General features: G+C 71.6%; 15 protein-coding genes. 8 read left to right on the forward strand and 7 right to left on the reverse strand.

Annotation, left to right across the window (positions count from 1 at the left end):
* Positions 1 to 53 precede the first annotated feature (53 nt).
* A complete protein-coding gene (locus OHB41_RS07030) occupies positions 54 to 827 on the reverse strand; it encodes an MHYT domain-containing protein (RefSeq protein WP_266697077.1) in 774 nt (257 codons plus the stop codon).
* A gap of 152 nt (positions 828 to 979) precedes the next feature.
* Here OHB41_RS07030 and OHB41_RS07035 point away from each other — a divergent pair, with 152 nt between their 5' ends.
* Complete coding sequence (locus OHB41_RS07035) at positions 980 to 1,579, forward strand: class I SAM-dependent methyltransferase (protein ID WP_266697078.1); 600 nt, start codon at positions 980 to 982, stop codon at positions 1,577 to 1,579.
* A 4-nt stretch (positions 1,580 to 1,583) separates the two neighbouring features.
* Here the strand turns inward: OHB41_RS07035 and OHB41_RS07040 are convergent, their stop codons facing one another.
* Entirely contained in the window at positions 1,584 to 2,342 is a 759-nt protein-coding gene (locus OHB41_RS07040; protein ID WP_266697079.1) for an alpha/beta fold hydrolase, read from the reverse strand.
* 173 nt (positions 2,343 to 2,515) lie between these two features.
* On the opposite strand from OHB41_RS07040, the gene OHB41_RS07045 reads away from it, so the two are divergent.
* Entirely contained in the window at positions 2,516 to 3,049 is a 534-nt protein-coding gene (locus tag OHB41_RS07045) for a PadR family transcriptional regulator (RefSeq protein WP_266697080.1), read from the forward strand.
* Here the strand turns inward: OHB41_RS07045 and OHB41_RS07050 are convergent.
* Positions 3,026 to 3,916, reverse strand: coding sequence for an oxygenase MpaB family protein (locus OHB41_RS07050; protein ID WP_266697081.1), 891 nt, complete (start codon positions 3,914 to 3,916; stop codon positions 3,026 to 3,028). The two genes, OHB41_RS07045 and OHB41_RS07050, sit on opposite strands and share 24 nt — an antisense overlap.
* Before the next feature lie 106 nt (positions 3,917 to 4,022).
* Between OHB41_RS07050 and OHB41_RS07055 the strand changes: the two genes are divergently transcribed.
* On the forward strand, positions 4,023 to 4,328 hold the full coding sequence (locus OHB41_RS07055) for a hypothetical protein (protein WP_266697082.1): 306 nt from the start codon (positions 4,023 to 4,025) through the stop codon (positions 4,326 to 4,328).
* A 134-nt stretch (positions 4,329 to 4,462) separates the two neighbouring features.
* Positions 4,463 to 5,341, forward strand: coding sequence for a hypothetical protein (locus OHB41_RS07060; protein ID WP_266697083.1), 879 nt, complete (start codon positions 4,463 to 4,465; stop codon positions 5,339 to 5,341).
* Between the two features lie 133 nt (positions 5,342 to 5,474).
* On the opposite strand, the gene OHB41_RS07065 is transcribed toward OHB41_RS07060, so the two are convergent.
* Positions 5,475 to 5,657, reverse strand: coding sequence for a tail-anchor membrane protein (locus OHB41_RS07065; protein ID WP_148008078.1), 183 nt, complete (start codon positions 5,655 to 5,657; stop codon positions 5,475 to 5,477).
* Between the two features lie 152 nt (positions 5,658 to 5,809).
* Complete coding sequence (locus OHB41_RS07070; RefSeq protein WP_266697084.1) at positions 5,810 to 6,865, reverse strand: fatty acid desaturase family protein; 1,056 nt, start codon at positions 6,863 to 6,865, stop codon at positions 5,810 to 5,812.
* A 235-nt stretch (positions 6,866 to 7,100) separates the two neighbouring features.
* On the opposite strand from OHB41_RS07070, the gene OHB41_RS07075 reads away from it, so the two are divergent.
* Both OHB41_RS07075 and OHB41_RS07080 read left to right on the forward strand, forming a co-directional pair.
* The gene (locus OHB41_RS07075; protein ID WP_526024896.1) at positions 7,101 to 9,965 is read left to right on the forward strand and encodes an SCO1167/SCO6262 family helicase; all 2,865 of its coding nucleotides are present in this window, start codon (positions 7,101 to 7,103) and stop codon (positions 9,963 to 9,965) included.
* Positions 9,962 to 11,263, forward strand: a complete 1,302-nt coding sequence (locus tag OHB41_RS07080) for an SWIM zinc finger family protein (protein WP_266697086.1) — start codon at positions 9,962 to 9,964, stop codon at positions 11,261 to 11,263. The genes OHB41_RS07075 and OHB41_RS07080 overlap by 4 nt, the downstream gene beginning before the upstream one ends.
* Positions 11,264 to 11,385: 122 nt before the next feature.
* On the opposite strand, the gene OHB41_RS07085 is transcribed toward OHB41_RS07080, so the two are convergent.
* Together OHB41_RS07085 and xylA are read right to left on the reverse strand one after the other, a co-directional pair.
* Complete coding sequence (locus OHB41_RS07085; protein WP_266697087.1) at positions 11,386 to 12,015, reverse strand: hypothetical protein; 630 nt, start codon at positions 12,013 to 12,015, stop codon at positions 11,386 to 11,388.
* Between the two features lie 420 nt (positions 12,016 to 12,435).
* Entirely contained in the window at positions 12,436 to 13,602 is a 1,167-nt protein-coding gene (gene xylA / locus OHB41_RS07090) for a xylose isomerase (RefSeq protein ID WP_266697088.1), read from the reverse strand.
* Between the two features lie 162 nt (positions 13,603 to 13,764).
* On the opposite strand from xylA, the gene xylB reads away from it, so the two are divergent.
* A complete protein-coding gene (xylB, locus tag OHB41_RS07095; RefSeq protein WP_266697089.1) occupies positions 13,765 to 15,210 on the forward strand; it encodes a xylulokinase in 1,446 nt (481 codons plus the stop codon).
* A gap of 57 nt (positions 15,211 to 15,267) precedes the next feature.
* Positions 15,268 to 16,476 (forward strand): ROK family transcriptional regulator, encoded by a 1,209-nt coding sequence (locus OHB41_RS07100; protein ID WP_266697090.1) that lies wholly within the window; start codon positions 15,268 to 15,270, stop codon positions 16,474 to 16,476.
* The last annotated feature ends 150 nt before the right edge of the window (positions 16,477 to 16,626 follow it).

The raw sequence follows: 16,626 nt of genomic DNA on the forward strand, positions 1-16,626 counted from the left end.
CACTCAATGATTCGGGGGCATTCCGGGCGGTCGGCTCGGTACCGGGACCGTGGTCAGCGCGCGGCGCTCTCGACCGGCCGCTGGGCCGCCGCGGATGCCTCGCGCTCGTGGGCCGTGGGTGACAGCGCGACGAACGCCGAGGTCAGGAAGAGGTAGGACCCGAGGCCGACGGCGAGGGGGAAGACGAACTGCATCACCGTGGCCCCGGGAAGAGCCTGACCGGAAGGGCTGACGCGGACGCTGACCGCCAGCATTCCGGTGTAGTGCATGCTGCTCACGGCGCCGCCCATGACGAGTGAGGCCCCGACGACCGCGACAGGCGATTTGATGTTGAGCCCCGCCCACAGGGCCGCGGTCGCCGCGACCACGGCGATCGCCACGGAGAGTCCGACGAGCAACGGGTCGTAGCGCACGGAGCCGTGCAGCCGCAGCGCGGCCATCCCGAGGTAGTGCATGCTCGCGACCCCGAGCCCTGTGGTGAGTCCGCCCAGGGCGAGCGAACGCCCCCGGTCGCGGCCGTATCCGACGGCGAAGACACCCGCGCCCACGACGACCAGGGCGACGAGCAGACTCAGGATGGTCAGCGGGACGTCGTAACGGATCTCGGTGCCGCCGACGCTGAACCCGAGCATCGCCACGAAGTGCATCGTCCAGATGCCGGTGGCGATGGCCGAGGCCGCGGCGAGGAGCCAGTTGCGGCGCGAACGCCCGGTGGCGCCGAGCGCGCGGACCGTGCAGCGCAGCCCGAGAGCGGCGCCGGTACAGGCCATCGCGTACGACAGAACGGGGGTCAGCCAGCCGAAGGCGGCGTGGTCCAGGTGTCCCATGGCCCACGGACGTTAGCCCGGGTAGGGGCGCACGAAGAGGGCGCATTTCGAAAAGTGTTGCAATCTGACGCAGAGAGGCAGGCGAGCGATCGTGTCACGCTCGAACGTGTGCGCAGTGTCGTCCTTCGTGTCGGTGCGGGATCATGCGGAACATGAGCGAGAACCACACACACGTCCGGGAATTCTTCACGGCGCGCGCCGCCGACTGGGACGTCAGGTTTCCCGACGACGGGCCCGCGTACGCGGCGGCGGCGGCCGAACTCGGTCTGCGCGAGGGCGACCGGGTACTCGACGCGGGCTGCGGCACCGGGCGCGCCCTGCCGCCGCTGCGAGCGGCCGTGGGACCGTCCGGAGTGGTCATCGGAGCCGATCTGACCCCGGCGATGCTGGCAGCCGCCGTACGGGCCGGGCGGGACCGCGACGGGCAGCTGCTGCTCGCCGACGTCGCCGCGCTGCCGCTGCGCACCGGATCGCTCGACGCCGTGTTCGGCGCGGGCCTCGTCGCCCACCTCCCGCACCCGGAGGCGAATCTGCGGGAGTTGGCGCGGGTGGTGCGTCCCGGCGGCACGCTGGCGCTGTTCCATCCGATCGGCCGGGCGGCGCTCGCGGCCCGCCAGGGTCGCCGGATCACGCCGGACGATCTGCGCGCGGAGGCGAATCTGCGGCCTCTGCTGGCAGGTTCCGGATGGGACATGACGTCGTACGCCGACGAGGACGCCCGCTTCCTGGCGCTCGCCGTACACCGGAGCTGAGACCTCAGGCCGTTGCGGCGACCTCGGCCGCAAGGGCGTCGGGGTTGTCGAACATGATGTTGTGTCCCGCTCCGGGTACGGTCACCACGCGCACACCGGCGGCCTCCAGGCCTTTCCTGTCGTCCAGTTCGCCGCTCAGTTCCCCCTGGAGGTAGACACGGGCCACCGTCGACGTCTCCAGGAGACGGCGCATCGTGGGCGTGGTGCCGCGCGCGAGTCCGGTCGCGGTCCGGTGGAGGGCGAGCGGGTCGGCGAGTCGCATGGTGGCGGCCCAGGTGGGGCCGATCTTGTCGAGCACGCGCGCGTGGCCGCCGTTTTCGACGTACTCCCGCTCCGAGTACGAGGTGATGCCGCTGCCGCCCACCACGTCCGGAGGGTACGGGTCGAGATTCGCTTCCACGAGGACGAGCCTGGACACCAAGTCGGGCCGGCGGTCCGCGAGCACGATGGCCACGGCGCCGCCCATGCTGTGGGCGACGAGCTCCGCCGCCGTGACACGGGCCTCGTCCAGAGCGGCGGCCAGCGCGTCGGCGTGATCCTCCAGGGTGTAACCGAAGTCCACGGGCCGGTCACTGATGCCATGACCCGGCAGGTCCACGAACAGGGAGCGACGCCCTGCCAGTTCGGGCCGCGCGGCGATGTGGGCGTTGTAGACCGTCGAGGCCGATCCCAGGCCGTGCACATACACCCGGGCCGGACCCGCGCCTGCGGCCTCCGTCCAGCGGATCCGACTTCCTTTGCCGTCGAACTCTGCCTGCTTCATCGCTTCTCCTCCTGGAGCCGCTTCGTCGTTCCTGACATCCCGAAGAGGATACCTCGACACGGATGTATTGCGGTGGCGATGCATCAAGTTCTCTCGACAGCGACGGAGCGGGGCGTGGCGGAACGGAGGCGCTGACGGCCGACGCGCAGCGCCCGTGCGACACAATGCGAGACATGCTGGAACTGGCCATCCTCGGATTTCTGTACGACTCCCCCTTGCACGGCTACGAACTCCGCAAGCGCCTCACCGCGCTGACCGGGCACGTGAAACCCGTCGCCGAGAGCACGCTGTATCCCGCGATCAAGCGGCTGGAGAAGGCGGGCATGCTGGCGCGGACGACGGAGCCGGGCGCCGTGGCCGCCCCTCGCCATGTCCTGACCCTCACCGAGGAGGGCAAAGACACACTGCGCCGCCGACTCGCGGAACCCGCGCGCAGCGACATCACCGACGAGAACCGCTGGTTCACGGTGCTCGCCTTCCTGAGGCACCTCGACGACCCCGCGGCGCAGGCCTCGGTGTTGCGCCGCAGGCTCACTTTCCTGGAAGAGCCGGCCAGCTTCTTCTACGAAGGCGACCGGCCCCTGCGCGCCGAGGAGCTGGACGACCCCTTCAGGCGCGGCATCCTCACCATCGCGCGGGCCACGAGCGTGGCCGAACTGTCCTGGCTGCGGGCCACGATCGGCTCACTCGACGCGAGTGACGGGTGAGGCGGGGCAGCCGCGCACGCCTGGCACCGGACACGTGCCCAGCTCGGCTACGCGGTAGCCGTTCGGGTAACCCTTGATCTCCCGGTTGTGTCGTGCGTGGTGCGGGGCCCTGCGGGGCGGCAGCAGCCGGACCAGACGGCCGCGCGCCCGTACGGCACGGCGGACCAGCGCGCGGGTGGCAGCACCCGGCGGCTCGTACCGGAACGCCCGCAGCAGCGGCTCGTCGAGCAGGGCGAGCGTCGAGGCGCGCAGCAGGGGCGCCAGGGGGCGCGGGTACCAGGAGGCCATCAGGCCGAGGGTCGCGTCGGAGACGCGACGCGCGCCCTCGTCCCACCCGAAATGGGCCTCTTCGTAGGCGTCGAGGCACGCCTCGAACTCCTCGTACGTCTCCGGGATGCCCTTGATGCCCATGTGCCGTCCCAGAGTGCGGTAGTGGACGACGGACGCGACGATCTCGTGCCGTGACATCCTGCGCCACCCGTAGGCGTCGATCCACCGTTTGGGCACGACCACGAAGGTGCAGAGCACGTACCGCATGTCCGCGTTGCCGATGTCGTAGCTGCGGTGCATCTGGTTGATGCGCCGGATCGCGGTACGCCCCTCCTCGGAGTCGAAGCCGTGCTCGACGACGGTGTCCAGAAGCAGCGCGGTGTCGTCGTACCGCTTCTGCGTGCGGTCGGTGAGCTCCGCCGTCTCGGCGAGCAGGCGGCCGATGCCGGGGATGGCGTACGTGCGGTAGAGGGCCAGTTCCAGGGCGCGGGTGAAGTCCCAGGGGAATTCGTAGACGGAGCTGAGCCGGTAGATCTCCGACGCCTCTTCACGCGGGTCCATCCGCCGAATCCGCTCGAGTCGCTCGTAGCGCTTCACCGAGCCGCCCCCCTTCTGCCGCCGAGGCTTCAACTCTACGTTGAGTAGCAGCAGATGAACGGTCAGCGATGACGAGCCCGCAGGGGAAGGCGGTCCGATGTCCGGCATGTTCGCCAGATTCCGCATGTTGTGGGGCCCCAGGGCGGCCGAGGGGGCAGGAGAGCGGCGGCCCGCCAAGCAGCGCCCCGAGAAGCGTGCGCACAACCTGTTCGAGGCCGCCGCGGCCTATGTGTCGGCGTGCGCGGAGGACGACCAGGAGCGGATCGACGAGGCCGCTACCTGGGTGTCGCCCGAGGCCTTGTCGTTCGGGGTGAACGAACTGGCCTGTCGCGCGGTCATCGCCCTGGCGCGCGAGCGTGACGAGTCACCCCGTACCGTGGCGCGGACGCTGCTCGGTCTGCCGACAGGCTGACGGCCAGGGCCGCGACGGTCGTTTCGCCCCTGTCCAGCCGGATAACTGCAGGTCCGCGTGGGCTTCGGGCCCGTGACAAGCACCTTCCGGTCGCACTAGGGTGCGCCGACGAACGTTGCGATGGGGAGGTTGGGATGGCCGGGACGGATGATGACACCGCCGCCACCGGGGACGACGACGCGCTGTACGTGCTGACGGCGGTGCTGTTGACGCCCTCGAAGTTCCCCAGCGTGCTGGGGGACGACTACCCGGAGGCCTGCGCGGCGCTCGACCTGGCGCCGCTGGCCGACGGGTACGGAATCGTGCTCGGTCAGGACGGCGACGGCGCGCGGTGGACGGTCGTCATCGACGATGTCTCGTTGGTCGCCGTCGCGATCGCGTCCTGGGACTGCGGCATGGAGCACGAACTGTCCCCCGACGAGCGGACGGTCGTCTGCGCGCTGCCGGGTTGGCCCCTCGCGGTCGCTGTCGCGGCGCCGGGGGTTCCCGCCCCGCACGACCCGGCTCCCGAGCTCACGGAGCGGGCGCCGCTCAGTCCTCCGGACACCACCGACTGGGGACCTGCGCAACGGCGGCTCGGCGCCGACGAGATCGCCCTGCAGTGGTCGACGTGGCGGGAGCAGATCGACGACGACGAGTTCGTCACGGCGGAGAGCAAGGCTCAGGCCGGGAGCAAAGCTCAGGCGGAGGCCAAGGCTCAGGACGAGAACACGCCTCAGGACGAGTCCGCTGGCAACGGCAGGGGCCGCAGCGATATCCGCCGGGTGCTCGCGGAGGCGCGGTCCTACGTGGACACGCCGCCGCCACTCGGCCGGGTCCGCTCTTCGTTCGCCACCGGCGACGCCCGGACCCTGCGGGCGGACGGCCCGGGCTGGTCGATGGTCGCGCGGACCGACGACATCGCGTTCGTCCTCCTGGACGACGAACCCGGTGAGGTCCTGCCCGTCGGACGCGGCCCCGAACTGCCCGGCCTTCTGGAAGCCCTCGACAAGATGGCCGTTCGCCCCAGCTGAGCCACAGCGCCGCGCGACCACCGCGGACGGTGCGTGCCGCCGCCCGCGGTCCGTACGCCCGTCAGTCCCGCGCGCGGCGATGTATCCGTGGCCTCCCCCTACGCCGGGAGGGGCCACGGCGCGCCGGCAGCGCTCAGCGTCCGAGCTCCTTGCGGGTGATGCGGCGCAGCCGGCGCCGCTGCGAGGGGTCCAGCGTCAGGTACGCGGCCGCCGGAACCCCCACCACGATCAGGAAGGCGGCCCACCAGGGCAGCCAGATCAGCAGGATGAGGCCGACCGCCACACCCCCTGCGGCGATCTTCGCGTTCTTCGACATGTGTCGCCTCCTTCGCGGCTACTGCCGCTCTCTGTCCTGAAAACGGGTCCGCGCCGTCCTCGGTTCCAGCGCGCGACCCTGAGACATCCCTGAGGCGCTCCCCTACTCACCCCTGAGTCCTTCCGAACGCGCCCCCGATTTTCCTTCCGCGACTACTCGGCCCTGAGCGGCTCACCGACCTCGTACATGTGGCGCAGGGCCTGCCGGTAGGAGTCGACGAGCCCGGTCTCCGCATAGGGGATACCCAATTCCCGACAGTGTGCCCGTACCAGCGGCTGGACGCGCCTCAGGTGGGGCCGGGGCATGCTCGGGAACAAGTGGTGCTCGATCTGGTAATTGAGGCCGCCGAAAAACCAGTCGGTCAGGACGGCGCCGCGAATGTTGCGCGAGGTCAGCACCTGGCGCTGCAGATGGCCCCAGCGTTCACCGTCCGGGTCGGGCATCTCCATGCCCTTGTGGTTCGGCGCGAAGGCCATGCCCAGGTGCAGGCCGAACAGCGCCTGGTGCAGCGCGGCGAAGGCCAGCGCCTTGCCGAGGGACATGGAGGTGAGCAGCAGCGTCGCGTACGCCACGACGTGCGTGATCAGCAGCAGGGCCTCCACCGCCCGCTCGCGCGGCGTCTGCCTCCGCAGGTCCCGGAAGCCGTGGACCTTCAGGGCGACACCCTCCAGAAGGGTGAGCGGGAAGAAGAGCCAGGCCTGGTTGCGGGTGAGCCAACGCCGGAAACCGGCCCGTTCCTTGGCCTGCTCACCGGTGAAGACCAGGACGTCGGCGACGACATCGGGGTCCTTGTCGATGTGGTTGGGGTTGGCGTGGTGCCGGTTGTGCTTGTCGTTCCACCAGCCGTAGCTCATCCCCAGGAGCAGGTTGCCGTGGATCAGACCGATCACGCGGCCGGTCGTCCTGTCGGCGGTGATCTGTGAGTGGCCCGCGTCGTGGCCTATGAAGGCCGTCCGTGCCGAGAACACGGCGAGGGGCGCCGCAAGGAGCGTCGTCCACCAGGTGTTGCCGAGCAGGATGACGCCGGTCACGATCGCGGCCAGGAAGAGTGCGTTCACGGTGATCGTGAGCGCGTACCAGCCGCGGCGCCGTTCCAGGAGACCCTGATTCCTGACGACGCGCAGGAGAGGTGCGAACCCGCTTCCTGGTGACTGCCCGACGTCTACCGCTGGAGGGTGTTCCGCGACGGCTGCGACGGTGTCGGGCATGGTGGGTCTCCGGTTCTCTCAGGCATGGGCTGACCTGATGAAACGTACGAATCGGAGCCCGTCGGCAGCCATGGCACCATCACCCGGATACGTACGGGGGCTGCCCCCGCACGCACAGGGGGGTTACCTGCACCCCCGATGCGGGGTGTGCCGTTTCAGTGCGGCGGCGTGCCTGCCCGTGCTGGGGAAGTGCTGTAGCCTCGGCCACCCCGACCCAAGTAGTCAAATTTGAGGAATGCGTCTCGCCGTGCAGAGAATTCCTGCGGCCACGCCCGCCGAGATCTCCGAACTGGCCCACTGCTGTGCTGTGTTCATGCCCGCCGAACCCGCCCGCACCGGGAGCGTCGCCTTCTGGCGGCCCGAGGGTGACACTCCTCCGGCGGTGGCGTCGGGCACCGCGCGGGACCTGACCGTCGTCCTGCCCGGCGACGAGGGTGTCGAGCTGGTGACCGTGGCCGCCGTCGAACTCCCCGTCCGGGCCGCGCTGCCGGTCCTCACGCGCGCGCGTGCCGCCGAGCGGGCGCACCGGGCCACCGCGTTCTGGGGAGCCGCCTCCGTGCTCGCTCTCCAGTTCGCCGCCCGAGGGCTGCTGCTGCCGGGCCTGACCGGCGACGGCCACGACGCGTGGCGCGCGGGCCCGCTGTGCGCCGACGACCTGGAACGGATGCGCGAGCTCGCCGCCGCGATGCCGCCCGAGGCGCACGCCGTGCCGGTGGGTGACGTCGAGCCACCGCGGCTGCCCGGTCCGGAGCGGTTGCTGCGCGACTTCCTCGACGCGGTGGCCGACGCGCTGCCCCGCTCCCCCGCCGCGTCGCTCGCCGCAGGCGGTCCGGCCTTCGCCGCACGGGAACCGCAGCACGTGCCACAGCAGCGCGCCTGGGCGGCCGACGTGGCCGCGGGACACGACGCGGGCGTGCGCGTCTCGCTGCGCGTCGAGATCCCGGGCCTGGCGTCGGTCGAGGTGAATGAGACGCGGGTGCCGTTCCGCGGGGTGCTGCAGGTGCACAGCGTGAGCGATCCCGGTGTCGTCGCGGACGCCTCCGCGGTCTGGGCCGGCGCGCCGGGTTTCGGCCCGCGCGCTCGGATGGACGTCCTGCTCGCCCTGCGCCGCGCGGCCCACGCCTGGGCCCCGCTCACGCCACTGCTCTCGGCTACGGTTCCGGATGCCGTGGAACTCGCGGACGAAGAGGTGACCGAACTCCTCGGCGAGGGCGCCCGTCTGCTGGCGTTCGCCGGCGTCGACGTGCACTGGCCCAAGGAGCCGGCTCGCAAGCTGACCACCCGCGCGGTAGTCGGTCCGCCCGACGAGGGGCGGGGGCCGGAGAAGGGCTCGTCGGACACACCGTCCCTTCTGTCCGCGGACGCGCTGCTCACCTTCAACTGGCGGTTCGCGCTGGGCGATCAGCAGCTCACCCGGCAGGAGTTGGACCTGCTCGCCGAGGCGAACCGTCCCATGGTGCGGCTGCGCGGCCAGTGGGTCCTCGTGGACCCTCATGAGGTGCGCCGCGCCCAGGCACGGCAGGACCTCAAGGTCACACCCATCGACGCGCTGAGCGCCGCTCTGACGGGCTCGACGGAGGTCGACGGCCACCGGGTCGACGTACTGCCCTCGGGGTGGCTGGCGGCGCTGCGGGAGCGGCTGGCGGACCCGGAGTCGCAGGAGCCGGTCGGCCCGCCTGTCGCGCTCAGCGCGACACTGCGGGACTACCAGCTGCGCGGTCTCGACTGGCTCGCCCGGATGACCTCCATGGGACTGGGCGGCTGTCTGGCCGACGACATGGGCCTGGGCAAGACGATCACTCTGATCGCACTGCATCTGCACCGGCAGACCGACCAGTCGACCGCGGGCCCCACGCTCGTGGTCTGCCCGGCCTCCTTGATGGGCAACTGGCAGCGCGAGATCGAGAGGTTCGCACCGGGTACGCCGGTACGCCGCTTCCACGGCTCGCGGCGCAGCCTGGAAGGCCTGCGGGGCGGGGAGTTCGTGCTCACCACGTACGGCACGATGCGGCTCGACGCCGCGCGGCTCGGAGAGGTGCCCTGGGGCATGGTCGTCGCCGACGAGGCCCAGCACGTGAAGAACCCCTACTCGGCGACGGCCCGGGCCCTGCGCACCATCGGCGCACGCGCGCGCGTGGCGCTGACCGGCACCCCGGTGGAGAACAGCCTCTCGGAGCTGTGGGCGATCCTGGACTGGACGACTCCGGGTCTGCTCGGGAGTCTCGGCTCCTTCCGGACGCGGTACGCGCAGGCCGTCGAGGGCGGTCAGGATCCGGCGGCTTCCGAGCGGCTCGCCCGGCTGGTCCGGCCATTCCTGCTGCGACGCCGCAAGTCGGATCCCGGTATCGCACCCGAGCTGCCGCCCAAGACCGAGACCGACCATGCCGTCTCCCTCACGGCCGAGCAGACGGGTCTGTACGAGGCAGTGGTGCGCGAGACACTCGCGGAGATCTCGGGCGCGGACAGCATGGCGCGGAGGGGCTTGATCGTGAAGCTGCTCACCGGGCTGAAGCAGATCTGCAACCACCCCGCGCAGTACCTCAAGGAGGACCTGCCGAGGATCCCCGGCAGGTCCGGGAAACTGGAGCTGCTGGACGAACTGCTCGACACCATCCTCTCCGAGGACGCGAGCGTTCTGGTCTTCACCCAGTACGTGCGGATGGCACGCCTCGTCGAGCGCCACCTAGCGACACGTGGTGTACCGACCCAGTTCTTGCACGGAGGGACACCCGTCAACGAGCGCGAGGCGATGGTGCAGCGCTTCCAGGAGGGCGAGGTCCCCGTCTTCCTCTTGTCGTTGAAGGCCGCGGGCACCGGCCTGAACCTGACGCGGGCCGAGCACGTCGTGCACTACGACCGCTGGTGGAACCCGGCGGTGGAGGCACAGGCCACCGACCGCGCGTACCGCATCGGCCAGGGCCGGCCCGTGCAGGTGCACCGGCTGATCGCCGAGGGAACCATCGAGGACCGCATCGCCGAAATGCTGCGGCGCAAGCAGCGGTTGGCCGACGCGGTCCTGGGTGCCGGGGAGGCGGCACTCACGGAACTGACCGACTCCGAACTGGCGGAACTGGTGAAGCTGCGCGGGGGCACACGATGACAGACGGTGACAAGGAACGCACGTTCGCGGCGCTCCCTCCCCTGCGCGGGCGGGGCTTCGCGCACACGTGGTGGGGTCGCGCCTGGGTGAAGGCACTGGAGGACGCCGCGCTGGACTCCGAACAGCTCAAGGCTGGCCGCAGACGCGCGCGCGCGGGCGCGGTGGGTTCCGTGTCGGTGCGTCCGGGACGCATCACGGCCGTCGTCCGGGATCGCGACCACACCGCGCATCGGGCCGACGTACTGGTTCAGGAACTGGCCGACGAGCGGTGGGAGCGCTTCCTGGACATGGCCGTCGAACGGGCCGGACACGTCGCGGCGCTCCTCGACCGTGAGATGCCGCCGCATCTGGTCGAGGAGGCGGCGGACGCGGGCGTCGAACTGCTCCCGGGGATCGGTGACCTGGAGGCCGACTGCGACTGCGGGGCCTGGGACCACTGCGGGCACACCTCGGCGCTCTGTTATCAGATGGCGCGCCTGCTGGACCACGACCCGTTCACCCTGCTGCTGCTGCGCGGGCGCACCGAACGGACACTGCTCGACGAACTCCACCGGCACGGCAGCGCCGCCGGCGCCGCGAACGCACGGAGTCGGCATGTCCAGGCAGCGCCCGAATCCCCTCGACATGGCGTGGCGGCCGCCGAGGCATACGCCGAAGGTGACATCCTGCCTCCCCTGCCCGCCCTTCCCGTACTGCCCGAGAGGCCCGGACGGCCGCCTTCCCTGGGCACCGGGACCGCGCCCGCGCCCGGCGTCGACCCGCCCGCCCTGGAGTTCCTGGTCATGGCGACGGCGGCCGAGGCGTACCGGCTGCTGGCCCTGGCGGTCGGACCGGGCCATGGATCGCAGCCACCGGAGGGGCAGTTGACAGTCGAGCAGGACGCGGTCCGTCTCGCGGCGGCCCGCGCGGACGCGTCGATAGCCGAGCGGCTGGCCCATGGCTCGGGGCGGGACCGCCAGGAACTCGCGCTCGCCGTGCGCGCCTGGCAGTTCGGCGGTGCGGTGGCACTGTCCGTACTCGAGGACGAGTGGACCGTGGGGCCGGAGGCACACGCACGCGCGCGTGCCGCGCTGGCGTCCGCCTGGGACGAGGACGAGCGGCCGTCGCTGATCGCCTCGCGCAACCGCTGGACCGTGGTCGGCGCACCGGTCCAGCTGCGCCTTGGGCAGGACGGCCGGTGGTGGCCGTATCGCAAGGAGCGTGGCCGTTGGACTCCTGCGGGACAGGCGGTCGGGGATCCGGCCACGGCTCTCGCGACGGCAGTGGGGGATCCGCGCGGTGTCCCGATCGACGAATGACGCCGCGGGCTCACTCCTCGAGGTCGGGCGTGGGCGCGACCGCGTACCGGATCCAGCCTCAGGTCGGTTTTCGTACGGCACGCGTGCGTGAGGCGCGAACGGCGGCCACGCATGCGTGCCGGTCACGTCAAAGGCGCGGTGAGTCCGTGCGTGCCGTCGCCGATGTCCGCGGCCAGGCTGCAGGCCACCTTGTCGATACCTGTCCGGTAGGTGCCGGAGTCCGGGTACTGAACGAGGGTGCCGCGGACGGTGCCCGTGGGCTGTTGTGCCGCCTTGTGTTTCAGGGGTGCTTCGCAGAGGGCCGAGGCGGCCTTCTTGAGGGCGGTGTCCGTGGAGTAGGTGCCGTTGAGCTCGCCCACCTTGACGACCTCCGCGTCGTGCGGTGCGCCGCACGGGCGCTTGGCTGCCTGCCCGGGCCGGGTCGCGCTGGTGTCGAAGCAGTCGCCTGTTCCCAGCATGTAGTACGGCACTTCGTCGTCGGCCAGATTCGGGACGAGGGACCCGAGACCGCTCGGCAGATCGCTGAGCAGGCCGCTCGGCAGTTCCGACGGCAGCTCCGAGGGCAATCCTGAAGGCAGTTCGCTGGGCAGCGCGCTGGGCAGCTCGGACGGGATGCCCAGCGAGGGCGAGGGAGAGCTCTTCGTGCCGCCACTGCTCTCGGTGGGCCCCTTCTTGTCGGGCTTGTCGCTGCCACCGCCGGCCCACAGGATCACGGCGACGACGGCTCCGAGGGCCACGACCGCGACGAGCACCAGGAGCAGAGGGCTGCGTCGCCGCCCTCCACGATGTCCTTCAGGACCACCGGGCGGCGCGGGAGGCGGTGGCGGGGGGTACCGGCCACCGCCACCGTCCTGTGACGGGGGGCCGTGACCTCCCGAAGGAGAGCCATGGCCATCGGACGAGGGCACGTAGCCTTCGGGCGGCGGACCAAAGCCACCACCTCCTCGAGGTGGTGTGTTTCCCGGCGGTCGAGGGGGCTGGGGCGGTAAGGGCGGCGTGGCCATACCGTCCAGAGTCAGCTCGAACCGGTCACAAGGCGACCCCCGCGCGGAAGTTGATACGGACTCATGCCATGGACCGCACGATTCCGGAGAATTCCGGCGGAGATCCGCGCCGGGAGGCGCGGGCCCGCAACAACAGGAAGCGGGCCTCACGCCTCACCGGGGCGTCGATCAGCCCCGTGCGCCGAGCAGGTGATCCATGGCGAGCTGGTCGAGCCGCTCGAAGGCCATGCCGCGCGCGGCGGCCGCCTCCACGTCGAACTCCTCGAAGGCCGCACGGTCGGCGAGCAGCGCCTGCAGACCGTCCGCCGCGGTGGGCTGCGTCAGTTCGTCCAGGCGTGAGGCGCGCAGCGCCTCCTGGACCTCGGGGTCGGCGCGGAAGGCGGCCGAACGCTCCCGCAGGATGAGGTAGTTGCGCATGCAGCCCGCGGCGGAGGCCCACACCCCGTCGAGATCCTCGGTGCGCGGCGGCTTGAAGTCGAAGTGCTTGGGTCCCGCGTATCCGGCGCTCTCCAGGAGGTCGACCAGCCAGAACGCGGAGCGCAGGTCACCGGCCCCGAAGCGCAGGTCCTGGTCGTACTTGATGCCGGTCTGGCCGTTGAGGTCGATGTGGAAGAGCTTGCCCGCCCACAGTGCCTGCGCGATGCCGTGCGGGAAGTTGAGCCCGGCCATCTGCTCGTGGCCGACCTCGGGGTTCACGCCGTACATCTCCGGGCGTTCCAGGCGCTCGATGAACGCGAGCGCGTGACCGACGGTGGGCAGCAGGATGTCACCGCGGGGCTCGTTCGGCTTGGGTTCGATCGCGAACTTCAGGTCGTAACCCTGGGCGATCACGTACTCGCCGAGGAGGTCGAAGGCCTCCTTCATGCGGTCGAGGGCGACGCGTACGTCCTTGGCGGCGCCGGACTCGGCACCCTCACGGCCGCCCCAGGCGACGTACGTCTGGGCGCCCAGCTCGACCGCGAGGTCGATGTTGCGGATCGTCTTGCGCAGCGCGTAGCGGCGCACGTCCCGGTCGTTCGCGGTGAACGCGCCGTCCTTGAAGACGGGGTGCGTGAAGAGGTTGGTGGTGGCCATCGGCACCCGCATGCCGGTCGCGTCCAGGGCCTGGCGGAACCGCTTGATGTGCGACTCGCGCTCGCTGTCCGAGGACCCGAAGGGGATGAGGTCGTCGTCGTGGAAGGTCACACCGTAGGCACCCAGCTCGGCCAGACGCTGCACCGACTCGACCGGGTCGAGGGCGCGCCGGGTGGCGTCGCCGAACGGGTCCCTTCCCTGCCAGCCGACGGTCCACAGGCCGAAGGTGAACCTGTCCTCGGGGGTGGGCTGGTAGTTCATGCCGCGGCTCCTTGCTAGCTCCGACTATTTCGTCATGGCGGTTAACAAATTAGTATGCGAAGGCGTCCCTGGGAAGAGACGAAGTGCGAAACCTGGGCCGCGCCGGTCCAAAAGCCCACCATCAGGACAGATCCCGCGGAGCCGCGGAAGAGGGAGAACCCGATGTCAGCAGCCGAGGGTCCGCTCGTCGTCGGGGTGGACACATCCACCCAGTCCACCAAGGCCCTGGTCGTCGACGCATCCACCGGACGGGTGGTGGCGAGCGGGCAGGCGCCGCACACGGTCTCCACCGGAGCGGGCCGCGAGAGCGATCCGCGGCAGTGGTGGGACGCGCTCCGCGAGGCGCTCCACCAGTGCGGCGACGCGGCCCACGAGGCCGCGGCGGTCTCGATCGGCGGTCAGCAGCACGGGCTCGTCACCCTGGACGCCCAGGGCGATCCGGTACGCCCGGCGCTGCTGTGGAACGACGTGCGCTCGGCGCCCCAGGCCCGCCGGCTGATCGACGAGCTGGGCGGCCCGAAAGCCTGGGCCGAGCGCACCGGCACCGTGCCCGGCCCCTCCATCACGGTCACGAAGTGGGCCTGGCTGGCCGAGAACGAGCCGGACGCCGTCCGCGCCACCGCCGCCGTACGGCTGCCGCACGACTACCTCACCGAACGCCTGACCGGAGAGGCCACGACCGACCGTGGCGACGCCTCCGGTACGGGCTGGTGGGCGTCCGGGTCCGAGGCGTACGACGAGGAGGTCCTCGCGCACATCGGCCTCGACCCCGCCCTGCTCCCCCGCGTCGTCCGACCGGGAGAGGTGGCGGGAACCGTGCACGCCCGCGACGAGCTGCCCTTCTCCAGGGGCACGCTGGTCGCCGCCGGCACCGGCGACAACGCGGCCGCCGCGCTCGGCCTCGGGCTGCGCCCCGGTACCGCGGTGCTGAGTCTCGGCACCTCGGGCACGGTGTACGCCGTCTCGACGCGGCGCCCCGCCGATCCGACCGGCACCGTCGCGGGCTTCGCCGACGCGCGCGGCGACTGGCTTCCGCTGGCCTGCACCCTGAACTGCACCCTCGCCGTCGACCGTGTCGCGGCCCTGCTGGGACTCGACCGCGAGGCCGTGGAACCCGGCGCGGGTGTCACCCTGCTCCCCTACCTGGACGGCGAGCGCACCCCCGACCTGCCGCACGCCTCGGGGCTGCTGCACGGGCTGCGGCACGACACGACGGGGGGGCAGCTCCTCCAGGCGGCGTACGACGGCGCGGTCCACTCGCTCCTCGGCGCCCTCGACCTGGTGCTCGACGCGGACGCCGACCGTTCCGCGCCGCTGCTTCTCATCGGCGGCGGCGCCCGGGGCACGGCCTGGCAGCAGACCGTACGCCGGCTGTCGGGACGCCCGGTCCAGGTACCCGAGGCCAGGGAACTGGTCGCGCTGGGCGCCGCCGCGCAGGCCGCGGGTCTGCTGACCGGCGAGGACCCGGCCGCGGTCGCCCGGCGCTGGGGCACGGCCCACGGCCCGGTGCTCGATGCCGTGGAACGGGACGAGGAGACACTCGCGAGGATCGCCGGGGTACTCTCCGACGCGGCCCCGCTGCTGGAACGGGAGTCGAACAGGAACTGACCGCGCACAGAACAGGACAGCCCCACGGGGACCGGCCGGACGAGGACTGACGGAGGCATGACCGCACCGCTGCACGAGGCCCACCCGACCGGTTCCGGCCGCCGGCTGCCCGACACCCAGCAGGGCATGCGCCGTCGCAACCTCTCCCGGGTCATGCACACCGTCAGAGCCGAGGGGCCGCTGTCGCGTGCCGCCGTCGCCTCGCGGATCGGCCTGACCCGGGCGGCCGTCTCCACGCTGGTCGACGAGCTGATCCGTTCCGGGCTCCTCGAAGAGCTCGGTCCCGAGCGTCCCGGCCGGGTGGGGCGCCCCGGCTCGGCACTCGCGGTCAGCGGGCACGGGCCCGCGGGGATCGGCGCGGAGGTGGGTGTTGATCATCTGGCGGCGTGCGCGGTCGATCTGCGCGGAGACGTCCGGGCCCGTGCGGTGCGGCACGGCACGAACCGCGGTCGGCCCCCCGGGCCCGTGATCAGGGAACTGACCGCGCTGGTCCGTCAGGTCATCGCCGAGGCCGAGCGCGAGGGACTGTGGCCCGCGGGCCTCGCCGTCGCCGTGCCCGGCCTGGTGGCACGTGACGCCCGGACCGTGGTCCGCGCCCCCAACCTCGACTGGCACGACACCGACCTCGGTGCGCTGCTCCCCCCCGAACTGCCACTGACCGTGGACAACGAGGCCAACTTCGGGGGCCTCGCCGAACTCTGGCTCGGCGAGGCGACCGCCCGCGACTTCCTGCACGTGTCGGCGGAGATCGGCATCGGCGCGGCGGTGCTCGTGGACGGGCACCTGCTGCGCGGGACACGGGGGTTCGCGGGCGAGCTGGGCCATGTGCCGGTGCGTCCGGACGGGCCGGAGTGTGCGTGCGGCGGACGCGGATGCCTGGAGCAGTACGCGGGTGAGGAGGCCGTCCTGCGCGCCGCCGGTCTGGAACCGGGCGGCGACCGCGTCGGGGTACTGGCCGAGCGCGCCGCCCGAGGTGACGAAGAAGTACGACGCGCCCTGCACGACGCCGGAACCGCGCTCGGCATCGCGCTGACCGGAGCGGTCAACCTGCTCGACCCGGAGACCGTCGTGCTGGGCGGAGCACTGTCCGGCCTCGCACCGTGGCTGCTGCCGTCGCTGGAGGACGAGTTGGCGCGGCGCACGGCGGGTCCCGCCTGTGCCGTGGCCGTCTCGCGGTTGGGTCCGCAAGGCCCCCTGCTGGGGGCCGCCCATTCGGTCGTTCGGGCCGTGCTCGACGATCCGTCGTCGGTCGCGAGGCGGTCGTAGCGCACGGTCGTAGCCGTCACGGCGCGCGACGCGAGGCTCCCGTTCCCCCTTCGGATGGCCGGATTGTCCACACCCCAGCACTTGTCCACCGACTCACGCCTCGCTCTTCCAGCCCAACCGGCCAGCGCCGTAACGTGATTCACGCGAGGC

This window comes from Streptomyces sp. NBC_01571, from assembly GCF_026339875.1.
Classification (GTDB): domain Bacteria; phylum Actinomycetota; class Actinomycetes; order Streptomycetales; family Streptomycetaceae; genus Streptomyces.